This is a genomic window from Methylocystis sp. NC52PC, assembly GCF_055698645.1.
Window position 1 is genome coordinate 3,580,671 of sequence record NZ_CP170127.1, and the last position, 12,162, is coordinate 3,592,832.

At 62.9% G+C, this 12,162-nt stretch carries 12 protein-coding genes; 4 read left to right on the top strand and 8 right to left on the bottom strand.

The window, feature by feature from the left end:
• The first annotated feature begins 1 nt into the window (after window position 1).
• Window positions 2-1,660, top strand: a complete 1,659-nt coding sequence (locus ACETII_RS19610; RefSeq protein WP_472786655.1) for a thiamine pyrophosphate-binding protein — start codon at window positions 2-4, stop codon at window positions 1,658-1,660.
• On the opposite strand, the gene ACETII_RS19615 is transcribed toward ACETII_RS19610, so the two are convergent.
• From ACETII_RS19615 to ACETII_RS19630, 4 genes are read right to left on the bottom strand one after another with little or no spacing between them, the layout of a single operon-like run.
• Window positions 1,661-2,551, bottom strand: a complete 891-nt coding sequence (locus tag ACETII_RS19615) for a branched-chain amino acid aminotransferase (RefSeq protein ID WP_472786656.1) — start codon at window positions 2,549-2,551, stop codon at window positions 1,661-1,663. It lies immediately after the preceding gene.
• A 10-nt stretch (window positions 2,552-2,561) separates the two neighbouring features.
• Window positions 2,562-3,026: a cupin domain-containing protein gene (locus tag ACETII_RS19620; RefSeq protein ID WP_472786657.1), complete on the bottom strand. Its 465-nt coding sequence runs from the start codon at window positions 3,024-3,026 to the stop codon at window positions 2,562-2,564.
• A gap of 17 nt (window positions 3,027-3,043) precedes the next feature.
• Window positions 3,044-3,958, bottom strand: coding sequence for an amino acid--[acyl-carrier-protein] ligase (locus ACETII_RS19625; protein ID WP_472786658.1), 915 nt, complete (start codon window positions 3,956-3,958; stop codon window positions 3,044-3,046).
• Window positions 3,955-5,166: an acyl-CoA dehydrogenase family protein gene (locus ACETII_RS19630; RefSeq protein WP_472786659.1), complete on the bottom strand. Its 1,212-nt coding sequence runs from the start codon at window positions 5,164-5,166 to the stop codon at window positions 3,955-3,957. The genes ACETII_RS19625 and ACETII_RS19630 overlap by 4 nt, the downstream gene beginning before the upstream one ends.
• Before the next feature lie 188 nt (window positions 5,167-5,354).
• On the opposite strand from ACETII_RS19630, the gene ACETII_RS19635 reads away from it, so the two are divergent.
• Window positions 5,355-5,603, top strand: a complete 249-nt coding sequence (locus ACETII_RS19635; protein ID WP_472786660.1) for a phosphopantetheine-binding protein — start codon at window positions 5,355-5,357, stop codon at window positions 5,601-5,603.
• A 23-nt stretch (window positions 5,604-5,626) separates the two neighbouring features.
• Here the strand turns inward: ACETII_RS19635 and ACETII_RS19640 are convergent, their stop codons facing one another.
• The gene (locus tag ACETII_RS19640; protein WP_472786661.1) at window positions 5,627-6,565 is read right to left on the bottom strand and encodes a homoserine O-acetyltransferase/O-succinyltransferase family protein; all 939 of its coding nucleotides are present in this window, start codon (window positions 6,563-6,565) and stop codon (window positions 5,627-5,629) included.
• Window positions 6,562-7,863: an O-acetylhomoserine aminocarboxypropyltransferase/cysteine synthase family protein gene (locus ACETII_RS19645; protein ID WP_472786662.1), complete on the bottom strand. Its 1,302-nt coding sequence runs from the start codon at window positions 7,861-7,863 to the stop codon at window positions 6,562-6,564. The genes ACETII_RS19640 and ACETII_RS19645 overlap by 4 nt, the downstream gene beginning before the upstream one ends.
• A gap of 176 nt (window positions 7,864-8,039) precedes the next feature.
• On the opposite strand from ACETII_RS19645, the gene ACETII_RS19650 reads away from it, so the two are divergent.
• Together ACETII_RS19650 and ACETII_RS19655 are read left to right on the top strand one after the other, a co-directional pair.
• Window positions 8,040-9,770, top strand: coding sequence for a long-chain-acyl-CoA synthetase (locus tag ACETII_RS19650; RefSeq protein ID WP_472786663.1), 1,731 nt, complete (start codon window positions 8,040-8,042; stop codon window positions 9,768-9,770).
• A gap of 25 nt (window positions 9,771-9,795) precedes the next feature.
• The gene (locus ACETII_RS19655) at window positions 9,796-10,962 is read left to right on the top strand and encodes an amidase (RefSeq protein ID WP_472786664.1); all 1,167 of its coding nucleotides are present in this window, start codon (window positions 9,796-9,798) and stop codon (window positions 10,960-10,962) included.
• A 13-nt stretch (window positions 10,963-10,975) separates the two neighbouring features.
• Here the strand turns inward: ACETII_RS19655 and ACETII_RS19660 are convergent, their stop codons facing one another.
• Window positions 10,976-11,416 carry an arsenate-mycothiol transferase ArsC gene (locus ACETII_RS19660; protein ID WP_472788194.1) on the bottom strand — a complete coding sequence of 147 codons (441 nt, stop codon included), beginning with the start codon at window positions 11,414-11,416 and terminating at the stop codon, window positions 10,976-10,978.
• Window positions 11,417-11,682: 266 nt separating this feature from the next.
• Entirely contained in the window at window positions 11,683-12,162 is a 480-nt protein-coding gene (locus ACETII_RS19665) for a UPF0262 family protein (RefSeq protein WP_472786665.1), read from the bottom strand.

A 12,162-nucleotide genomic window follows, 5' to 3' on the forward strand; every position in this document is an offset into this window, starting at 1 on the left:
CATGAAGACAGTTTCAGCCGCGCAAGCGCTTGTCGAGCAGCTCATCGTCAACGGCGTATCTCATATCTTTTGCGTTCCCGGCGAGAGCTATCTCTCGGTCCTCGACGCCTGCTATGATCAAGACATCGAGCTGACGGTGTGCCGGAACGAGGCGGGCGCGGCGATGATGGCCGACGCTTATGGAAAAGCGACGGGTCGCCCGGGCGTTTGCTTCGTCACGCGCGGCCCCGGGGCGGCCAATGCATTCGCCGGCGTCCATATTGCGCAGCATGACTCAACGCCGATGATCCTTTTCATTGGGCAGATCGAGCGGCGTCACCGCGATCGTGGGGCCTTTCAGGAAGTCGATTACCGGGCCATGTTCGGCGGTCAGACGAAATGGACCGCGGAGATCGACGATGGCTCGCGGATCGCCGAATATCTCAATCGCGCCTTTCACGTCGCCTCGGCGGGGCGCCCCGGCCCGGTCGCCCTTGCGCTGCCAAAGGACATGCTCGAGGACCGGGTCGCCCCTTGCGTCTGCCCAGCAGCGGCGATCATCGAAACCGCGCCGAACGACGACTCGCTCGATGCGCTCGCATCGATGATCGCCGCCGCGGAGCGGCCATTTGTTATCCTTGGCGGAACAAGGTGGGACGAGGCGTCGTCGCGTCGCATGATGGAATGGGCCAATGCTTTCGACACGCCCGTCGCGACGAGCTACCGGCGTCTCACGCTCTTCGATCCGCTCCATCGGTGCTACGCGGGCGATCTTGGCCTTGCCGCAAATGCGAAGCTTGTCCAGCGCATCAAGCGGAGCGACTTGCTCATCCTCATCGGCGGCCGATTGGGCGAGATACCGTCACAGGGCTACACGCTCCTGGACATTCCCGCGCCTCGCTCGCGCTTCGTGCATGTCTATCCACAAGACGAAGAATTCGGGCGCGTCTACGCGCCGACTCTCGCCATTCACGCCTCTCCGAAGCCCTTTGTAAACGCACTCTCCAAGCTCACGCCGCCAGAGCCGCGCCCCTGGCGCGAAGACACCGCGGCGGCGCATCGCGACTATCTGGATTTTTCCCGCGCCTTCGACCCGTCGGCGGACGTCGATCTGGCGCAAACGATGATCTGGCTCAGCGACACGCTCCCGCCTGACGCGATTGTTTGCAACGGCGCCGGAAACTACGCCTCCTGGATCCATCGCTACTTTCGGTTCCGACGCTTTGGAACGCATTTTGCGCCCACTTCCGCCACCATGGGCTATGGCGTGCCAGCGGCCGTTGCGCTTCAGCGCCTGCATCCCTCACGCCTCGTCGTCTCGATCAACGGCGACGGCGACTTCTTGATGAACGGCCAGGAGTTTGCAACGGCCGTTCAATACGGCCTGCCCATCGTCGTCATCATTTGTGACAATGGGAGCTACGGGACAATTCGCATGCATCAGGAGCGTCATTATCCTGCGCGCGTAATTGCGACCGATCTCAAGAATCCCGATTTCGTTGACTATGCGCTCGCCTTCGGCGGCTTTGGTGTGCGCGTTGAACGCACGCAAGACTTTCCCGAAGCCTTCAGGACGGCCCGCGCCTCCCGCCAACCTTCGATCATCCATTTGATGACGGATCGCGACCGCATCTCGCCGACCTCGACGCTCTCCGGCCTGCGCGCAGGCGCTCAACGCTAATCAGGACGCCGCCACGAGAGAGGCCCGCGAATGCGCGAAATCCCAGTAGAGCGACCGCGCCCTCTTGTAGAGCGGCCCCGCCGCCAAATAACGGTCGTCGATTTGCGACATTGGCGCGACCTTTTGAAAATTGCCCGTCGAGAAAATTTCGTCGGCGCTGAGAAAATCCTCATAACGCAGCGTCTTCTCGACAACCTCGACGCCGTCCGCGCGAAGAAGACCGATGACGCGTTGACGCGTGATCCCATTCAGGAAGGCGCCATTCGGCGCCGGCGTGAAAACGACGCCATCCCTTCCGAGAAAGGCGTTCGCATTGGCGAATTCCGCAACGTCGCCGAGCAGGTCGCGCATCAGGCAATTATCGAAGCCGCGCTTACCCGCCTCGATGAGCGCCCGCGCGCCATTTGCGTAATGACAACCAGCTTTGGCGCCTACCGGCGCCGTCTCCGAACTGGGTCGGCGGAAAGGCGACAGCGTAATCGCGCCCCCTCTCGGCGTCGGCATCGGCGCCTCGTAGATCGTCAGGCACCAATTCGTCGACGCAGGATCAAAGCGCACGCCGCCGCCCAATCCATCCTCCGCCCAATACATTGGCCGGATGTAGAGCGCCGCGTCGGGCGCGAATTTTCGCAGCCCATCCTCGACGAGCTCGCGCCACTGCGCGACGCTCAAGACGGGTTCGAGCAACATTTCGCGCGCCGAATGATTGATCCGCGCCAGATGCAGATCGAGGTCGGGCGTCACGCCTTCGAAAGCGCGGGCCCCGTCGAACACTGTCGACCCGAGCCACGCGCCATGCGTGCGTGCGCCAAGGATCGGCGTATTGCCTTCGCGCCATCTCCCCTGGAAAAACGTCCAGGTGGGCGAAAGCAAACGGGGCGCGATCGCCATGACGCCCCCCTCAAGCGCCACTGAACATCGCCGGGGCATCGCCTTCCTTATGCGAAGCGCCGATAAGTCTCCGCAAGTTTCTCAGGACCCGCGCCATGAACATCAGCGGCGCCGGCACAGGGGTGCGGCAGAAAGCGACCTTGCGAATGTAAGTCTCGACACGCCAAACCGCGTGTGACCCTGCGCGAAAAAGCACATGGTCGCCAGCTTGGATGACGCGCTCCACGCCGCTGTCGTCCCGGATGACCGCTGAGCCTTCGAGAACATAGACTGTCTCGTCGACGTCATAACGCCAGTGAAACACCCCGGTCGTACAATCCCACACCAGCGCGGTCGCGGTCCCGTCGAGACTGACCGACAAGATAAAGTTACGCGCAACCGGAGCGCCTTCGATCACCCAGGCCGGATTGATCGGACAAGGCTTCATCTCGACGTCTTTCGCGGTCGAAAAGACAAGCTTTTTGTCAAACGCCATCGTCGTTGACCTTTCCCTCAACCAATTTGCAGCGTTTTGCGCAAGCGATGCGGCCAGTCTTCCAGATACAGGCCGTGGATCGAAAACAGGGCGATCGCCAGCCGGTCCATTCCGAAGGCGACGCAGGCGGAATGCGCGGTCTCGCCATTCTCGTCGATCAGTTCCCAGGTCTTGCCGAAGTGATCTCGATGATAATTGAAGCTCATGCAGGCCGTCGGCGCGCCTTCCGCGCGGACGGGGATCAGCAACTCGAACTTCAGCGCCTGCTCGACCTGATTGGCGGCCAACAACTGCCCGACGCGACCGAAGAACGGGTCGCTCGCGCGATCGAATTCGAAAGGAAGCTCCAGTTCTTCCGCGATCGACGTCGCGCGCTGCATCCATCCCTCGCGGAAGGTCGCGACCTCCGCCGGGGAGCCGATGCGCACGAATTCCCGCATGCGGAACGACTGCAGTCGATCGAGATCGCGCGACGGTTCGTGACGGAAGCAATCGGCCGCGACGTCGAAGGTCAGGCCCTCGGCAGGTATGCGCCCTCTCGCCGCCGCGATCGGATAGACGGGATAACAGGCGGCCGGACTCAAGACGAGGTCGGCGGCGCGCGCATCCTGCGTCCAGTCGGCGCCCCGCTTCGCGCGCTCGACGGACGCGGCGATATCCGCCTCGGACCCATGCAGACAGCAGACGCAGCCGAGAAGCTGGGGAAAACTGTTCAAGTAACCCTGCCTTTCGAGCTGCCGCAGGCTCATCACCGGCGGAAACCGAAAGACTTCCGCGCTCTCGGGACGATGGCGTGAAATCAGCCGTTGCAACGCATCGACGACATCCTCGTATTGACGAGTCCGCGCATAGACTCCCGCTACGCCCATCGACTCGAAGAGCCTGTCGAGAATGGCTTCGTCAGTCCCGCGGGATTTGACTGCGTGGGTCATTGGCGCGCCCTCGTAATCGCTTCCGGAACGCCGCCAATCAAACAAGACGGTCCGACAGTCGAGAGAATGCGAGAGTTGTTGATCATGATGGAGGCCGAGAGAATGTCCCGCAGCGGTCGCGTCAGGCTGAATTCGCTATCGTTGCGATACCCGGAGATTCCACAGGCCTGAAACGCCTGCATCACGGTCGCAATCGCGCCTTCCGAAGCGGAAACCTTGAGAAGGTTGAGCGACGTCTGATAGCCGATTTCATCGAGCCGCTCCGGCTCGGGGGCGCGATCGAGATAGTCGGCGATGGCGGAATCGACGAGCGCGACGAGATTCATCAGGGATAGCGACGCCTGCGTCGCCAGCGGCGCGCCCGGCGGGGGAGCGCCCTTTTGCGCGCGCGAGATCTTGCGAACGAACGTTTGCGCGCGTGAGACCGCTCCCGCGGCGATCCCCGCCCAACAGGCGGCCCAAAGCAGATGGGTTACGGGAACCATGCTGCGACGATGAATCCGATCGTAGGGTTCTGAGAACGCCTGCTCCCTGTCGCCTTGCGCGAGCAAGCGGAACCCTTCGGAACAGGTTCCACGCATGCCCATGACGTCCCATGTCGCTGTGGGGCGCAGTTGGTAATCTTCCTTGAAGAAGAGCGCGAGCGTCTGATCGCTCGGCAAAGACTCCGGCGAACGCCGCGCCGTTGTTACGATCGCGTCGGCGGCGGCCCCGTAGGAGACGACCGAGGCGTCGCGGTCGAGCGAGATGCGGTCGCCGTGGCGAACGAGCGCCGCCGCGCTGTTTCGCACATCCGCCCCGTTTTTCCCTTCGGTCGTAGACGATGCGAGCAGCTTCTGCTCGAAGCCGATGCGACGCAGCGCCGCGAAGCAGCGGGCGTTTTCATCCGCATGATTGGCGACGCAGGCCACGTTGGCGGCGTGCATGGCATAAATCATGGAGGTTGCGGAACAGACCCGGCCGAGGGCGTAGCAGAGTTGCGCCGCGTCCGCGACGCTTCGCCCCTCTCCCCCAAAGGCTGGAGACAAGAGAATGCCGAGCAGCCTCTGCTTCTTCAGTTCTTCAAACGCTTCGGTCGGAAATCGTGCGTCGCGGTCGACCACATCGGCGAATTTCGCTGCGACGGCCGCCGCCGCGGCGACCCGCGCGGAAAAGTCTAACGGCGTCCTCGCCTCCAGTTCCGTCGAAACATTGCCAGCCATCGACATGGACGCGCCTCATTGAGAAAACCCCGCAGCTCAAACTTGGCGTGTAATTGTTAACGTTCAATTCGTTCCGGCAAACAGTCATGATTAAGGTTACCGAGGGAAAGGCTGTGAATTCAGTAGCTTCGCATCCCATCAGGCTGGTATGAGGGTTTCCAGTAGAGGCCAGCGAAGTTATTGGAGGTCGGTTCGTGAACCCGTTGACCACAAACACCGCCAGCCGCATTCACGCCCTCCTTGGCGCTTTCCTGCCCGAAGCGGAAGCAGTTGCGCGCAGTCAGGATCTGCGCGAGCTCGGCCTGACGTCGCTCCAGATGGTCAATCTGATGCTCTCGATAGAAGCCGAATTCGACGTGCTGATTCCAGCTTCGAAGCTGCTGCCGACCAATTTTCGCAGCATCGAAACGATTGAGAGTCTGCTGAGCGAGATCGCTCGCTGAGTGCGGCGGCGACGCCCCTCACGCTAGTCCTGGCGCGCCTTTCGGAGGGCGTCGACGGTAGACAGCCAGTCTCGATAGAGCGCGATTGCATCCTCTTTCCAAGGCGCACCGTAGCTCTGTCCGGCCAGCAGGCTTTCAAGGGTCCGGTTTGCGTCGGCCACGCAACCGCATTGAATGCGCGCCGTCAGTTCGTCGAGTCGCGCCGACAAGGCCGCATCAAAGACCCGCTCTGGCTGGGCTAGATAGGTGGACCGCGCGCCATCGAGAAAGCGAAGCACATCGCGCCGATATTCCTTAGCGAGCGTGTCAGCGTCATATTCGGGATGTCCCTGCAGAAACACGAACAGGCTCGGCTCCCGGCGCCAAAACATATCGACGCCCGCGACATCCGAATTTGAACCGATCTGAAAGCCATGACGTTCCAACGCGTCGCGGTCCAAGCCGTTGCAGCGCGAGTGCGGAACGATGCGTGTCCCGGCGCGCTCCCCGCTCCACTCAGGGGCGTAGTTCGTGAACTGAAAAACCCCGCTCATCTTGCGGATCTCCGGCCGCCGCTCGATACCAGATAAATGCAGGGTCGCCGCGTGTGCGGCGAGGCACGACCAGATAGCGGCGCGCGTATGCTCCCGCGCCCAGTCGACGAGCCTTTGGATGTGCGGCCAGTATGGTTCCCGCTCCAGCCTCTCTGCGCGCGGTTCAGACCCGGTGACGATCACCGCGTCGGCCCCGCGTCGATAAAGCGCCTCGATGGCCTCGTGGCTGCGCGCAAGATAGCGACGCGCCTTCTCCGATCGGTCGAGACCGGGAAGCGCGTAGCAGCGCCATCTCACGGCCCGCCCCGCCGCCCCCGCGCGCACGAGCCTTGCAAACTGCGCCTCCGTGGCGGAAAGCGCCGCATCAGGCATATTGTTGACAAGCGCCACCTCGAGCACAGCGCCGTCGCCGCGCTGGAGGCTCCTCATTCTGCGGCGTCCCGACGAGGCGCGGAAGACGCCGCGCCCAACGCCTGGTCGAGATCGGCCAGAATGTCGTCGATATGCTCGATGCCGACGCTGAGACGCAGCATCTCGGGCGTCACGCCCGCCTTCGCCTGCTCCTCGGCAGTCATTTGACGATGGGTGGTGGATGCGGGGTGGCAGGCGAGCGATCTCGTGTCGCCGATATTCACCAACCGCTTGATGAGACGAAGCGCATCGTAGAGACGCTTGCCTGTCTCAACTCCGCCTTTCACCCCGAAGGTGAGCAAAGACGGCGGCCGGCCGTTCAGATATTTCTGTGCGAGCTCGTAGTAAGGATTACCGGGAAAGCCCGCGTAATGCACCCAGGCGACGCGCGGATGGTCGCGCAAGAATTCCGCGACGCGGCGGGCGTTGTCGACGTGGCGTTCGACGCGCACGGCCACGGTCTCCAGGCCTTGCAGCAGCAGGAAGGCGTTGAGCGGCGACAGCACGGCTCCCGTCGTGCGCTGATAGACGCTCCGCGCACGGGCGATGTAGGCGCTCTCCGCAAACCGGTCGACATAGACGAGACCATGGTAGGAAGCGTCGGGCTGATTGAAGGTCGGAAAGCGCTCGGGATATTGGGCCCACGGGAAGCGCCCGCCATCCACGATGGCGCCGCCGAGCGTCGTTCCATGTCCGCCCATGAACTTGGTCAGGGAGTGGACGACAATATCGGCGCCATGCTCGATCGGACGAAGCAGAATGGGCGTCGGCACCGTATTGTCGACGATCAAGGGAACGCCATGCGCATGCGCGACATCGGCGAGAGCGGCAATGTCGCAAATGGCGCCCGCTGGATTGCCGAAGCTCTCGCAAAACACGGCCTTGGTGTCGGCGTCGATCGCCGCCGCCATGTCTGCGGGCGAGTCGCTCGCGGCAAATCGCACTTTCACGCCTTGTCGCGCCAGAACATGTTGAAGCAGCGTATGGGTTGTCCCATAGAGAGTCGGCGCGGCGACGATGTCACCTCCAGCGTCCGCAACATTGGCGAAAGCGTAATAGAGCGCCGCCTGACCCGTCGCGACAGCGAGCGCGCCGACGCCTCCTTCGAGTGCGGCGACGCGGCGCTCCAGAACGGCCGTCGTGGGATTGGCGATGCGGCTGTAACGAAATCCCTCCTCCTCGAGATCGAACAGCGCCGCCGCGTGATCCGCGCTGTCGAACTCATAGGCCACGGTTTGATAAATCGGCACGGCCACCGCATGCGTCGCTGGATCGCCGTCATAGCCTGCGTGGATTGCAATCGTTTCGTTATGCATGCGCCCGCCAAGTCCGAAAATCTAAGCTCGGACCATGCAGGGGATTGATTAAAATCTCCGTGCGCAAAGTTTGCGCAGGCCCAAGGCAAAATTGCCATCTGCGGGCCTTTTTCTGGAAATTATCTAAGACGGGTGGACCCTTGAGGTTGAAGGAGCAAGCGCAGGACGCGCATCGGATGGCTGATCGTTCGGTTAACAAAGCCTTTGTTCGCGCGTTGAAACTCACCGCCGCGATCGACGAGAACCCGCGCCTGGTTTTGCCTCTCGCCTTCGACGAGGTCGCGCGCCGACGCGGCGATGCGCCTGCGCTCCTCTCTGAGCGCGGCAATCTCACCTTTCGTGAACTCTCGGAAAGATCACTGCGCTATGCGCACTGGGCCTTGGCGCAGGGTCTCGCCAAGGGCGACGCCGTGGCGCTGGTAATGGAAGGGCAGCCCGAATATGTCGCCATCTGGCTCGGCTTGACGCGCATCGGCGTCGTGGTCGCGCTGATCAATCACCATCTCACGGGCGCGGCGCTGGACCATTGCATCCGGGTCGCCGGGCCGCGTCTGATCCTCTGCTCGACAAAGTTTCGCCGCGCCTGCGAGGACATCGCGTCAGAGCGGCTCTCCGTCATTGCGTGTGACGAGCGGTTCGAACGCGATCTTGCCCGGCAATCTGCCGAGCCGCCGGCGCTCCCCGAATCCGCCCAGCCGACACTCTCCGACCATGCGCTCTACATCTACACCTCCGGCACGACCGGCTTGCCTAAAGCGGCGATCGTCTCGCATCGACGCTTGATGAATTGGGCGCTGTGGTTTCAGGGCCTCATCGACGTCATGCCCGACGACCGCATGTATGACTGTCTGCCGCTCTATCACTCGGTCGGCGGCGTGGTCGCGGTGTGGTCGACGTTGCTCGGGGGCGGCTCCGTCGTGTTGCGGGCGCGATTTTCGGCGAGCGCCTTCTGGAGCGACATTGTCTCCCATCGCTGCACGCTGTTCCAATATATTGGCGAACTGTGTCGCTATCTGATCCATGCCCCGCCCTGCCCCGAAGAGCGCCAGCACAGATTGCGCATGACGATCGGCAATGGGCTGAGGCCGGAAGTCTGGCCGGTTTTTCAGCGACGATTTGCCATCCCGCGCATTCTCGAATTTTACGCGGCGACGGAAAGCAATTTCTCTCTCTACAATGTCGAAGGCGAACCCGGCGCCATAGGCCGGATTCCGGCCTTCCTCGCAACGCGGCATCCCGTGCGGCTCGTCAAATATGACGTCGAGACAGAGGCGCCTCTGCGTGGCGAAGATGGTTTCTGCATCCCCTGCGGGCCGAATGAAGCGGGCGAGGCGATCGCCCGCATCGCGAATGATTTCGAGGGCTATCTCGATTCCGAGGCCTCGCAGAAGAAAATCTTGCGCAATGTCTTCGCATCCGGCGACGCCTGGATGCGCAGCGGCGATCTGATGCGCAAGGATGCGCGCGGCTTTTTTTATTTTCTCGACCGCATCGGCGACAGCTTCCGCTGGAAGGGCGAGAACGTATCCACGGCGGAAGTCGCGCAGGCGATTGCCGCCTATCCCGGCGTTCTCGACGCCGCCGTCTATGGCGTAGAAGCGCCAGGCTGCGACGGGCGGGCCGGCATGGCGGCGATCGTCGCGGACGAGACGTTCGACGTCGATGGGCTTTACCCCTATCTCGCCGCGCGCCTGCCGGGTTACGCGCGGCCGCTGTTCCTGCGGCTGTCGTACGGACTGGCTTTGACCGCAACGTTCAAACACCGGAAGCGCGAGCTTGCCGATCAGGGATTTGATCCTCGACTCATCCCTGACCCTGTCTTTTTCGCGTCTTCGAAGCAGTCTATATATGTTCCGCTGGACGCCTCGCTTTTTTTGAAGATCGTCGCAGGCGCCGTCCAACTCTAGCTGCCGAGCTGAAAAGGTTGCCGTGATGACAGTCGATGTGGGCGCGATCTCGGTAGTCCTGAACGAAGGCGCGGATGGCGAAGGCCCGCTCTCCGGGGCGACCTTCGTCGTCAAGGAAAATATCGACGTCGCCGGCCACGTCTCGACCAATGGCCACCCGCAATGGGCGACGACCCATTCGCCTGCGCGCGCCAACGCCGCTGTCGTCGACCGTCTTCTGGGCGCCGGAGCGCGGCTTGTTGGAAAGGCGCAAATGGACGAGATGGCTTACAGCCTGATGGGCGCCAATCCGCATTATGGCGCGCCGATCAATCCGGCTGCGCCGGATCGCCATCCCGGCGGCTCCTCTTCGGGTTCGGCGGTGGCCGTCGCCGCCGGCCTCGTGAGTTTCTCCATTGGAACGGATACGGCCGGATCGTGCCGGGCGCCCGCAGCCTTTTGCGGGGTCTTCGGCTTTCGGTCTTCGCACGGCGCCATAACCATGGACGGCGTCGTGCCGCTCGCCCCTTCTCTCGACGTCATCGGCTGGTTCGCACGCGATCTCGACCGCATGGCGAAAGTGGGCGACGCGCTCTTGCCGCCGGCGGCCGACGATCGCGGCTTCGAGGACGCCGTCCTGCTCGGCGACGCTTTCCAGGGCGTCGAGACGGCCTTTGCGGCGGCGGCCGCGCCGGCTGTCGACATGTTGAAAAGCGGGCCCTGGCGCGAGGCGCGGCTGGGAGACGAGTTTTTCAAGACGACGCTTGCGCATTTCCGAAATCTTCAGGCTTGTGAGGCCTGGGCCTCGCATGGGGCCTGGATCGCCGCTCAGCATCCAACCTTTGGCAAGGGCGTCGAAGAGCGCTTCGCCGTCGCCTCCAAGGTGACGGCCGAACAGAAGAAGGCCGCGCTCGCCTATCGCGACGCGGAGCGCGCGCGCATCGACGCGCTGCTTGGCGACGCGGGATTCCTCGTCATGCCGACGGTTCCGTTCCGCGCGCCCCTGCTCACGGAGAGCGAGGAGCAGCTCGACGCCAAGCGCTATCAGATGATGCGGCTATTTCTGATTGCGAGCTATTTCGGCCTGCCGCAGATCAGCCTGCCGCTGCCGACGAGCGAGGCGCCGGTCGCGCTTTCCTTCGTCGGCCGCCGCGGCGCTGACCGCCAGTTGATTGCGCTCGCCCAGCGTTTTTGCGGACGCTTGAAGAAATAAGCCGATCGACTGCTCAGCCGCCGGCGACAGGCGCGCGTCCAAGCAAATCCATGATCCGCCCGGTCAGCCGATCCCGCACGTCGCGATAGGCCGCGAGGATGGCGTCTCGCGACCCTTGCGTCACGGTGGCGTCGGGCGTCGGCCAGTAGACGACGTCGACCGCCATGGCGCGAGTGAATTCCAGCGCCTTATGATGCGCCTCGGGCGACAAGGTGACGATAAGGTCGAAGTTACTGTCTTCGAGCTCTTCGAATGTATGCGGCCGATGGTGGGTCATGTCGACGCCGATCTCGTCCATGGCGGCAATGGCGAAAGGATCGGGCTCGCCGCGTTTCAGGCCGGCCGAGGCAAAATAGACGTCGCGTCCGAAGTAATGCCGCGCAATCGCCTCCGCCATGGGAGAGCGCACTGTATTCATCGTGCAGGCGAACAGGACGGATTGCGGGCGCGTCATCGCGTCGGCGCGTCCGGGGCCGCGCGGCAAGAGGCCCGTGTCCGCCGCAGAAGTTCGGTCGGCAAGGACGATCGCGGGAGCATGGAGAGTCGCAAGCCTCGTTAGAATTGCCGCCAGCGCCGTTGCGGCGTCCAAGCGTTCATCCGCTTCGAAAGAAGCGGCGCCGAACCCGCGCGATCGCGAAAACCGCTCTTGCAAGAACTAAGTAGCATTCGCGCCTGCAGCAAGCTGCCGCACAAGCTAAAACTCAGCGTCCGCTGCGTCCTTCAGCCCTTCCAGTGCAGCGCCGTAATTAACGTGAACAGCCGCCGCGCGGTGTCGGCGTCGGTTTCGATCTTGCCCTTGAGACGCTCGGCGAGAAGCTGGGCGCCTTCATTGTGGAGGCCGCGCCGACCCATGTCGATCGCTTCGATGCGACTCGGCGTGGCCGTGCGGATTGCAGCGTAATAGCTTTCGCAAACGAGGAAATAATCTTTCAGAATGCGCTTGAAGGGGGTCAGCGACAGGATGTGCGTGACGACATTGGCGCCCTTGTCGTCGCGAATGTCGAAGACGAGCCGCGCGTCGACGAGCGATATATGCAGCGCATAAGGTCCGCCGTTATGGCCGGCCAGGGCGAAGCTGTTGTCCTCGATCAAGTCATAGACGGCGATGGCGCGCTCATGCTCCTGATCAGCCGAGCCGCGCCCGATCGAATTCTCGTCGAGCGTAACAGAAATCAGACGTTTCTGCGCAGATGCGTCCAC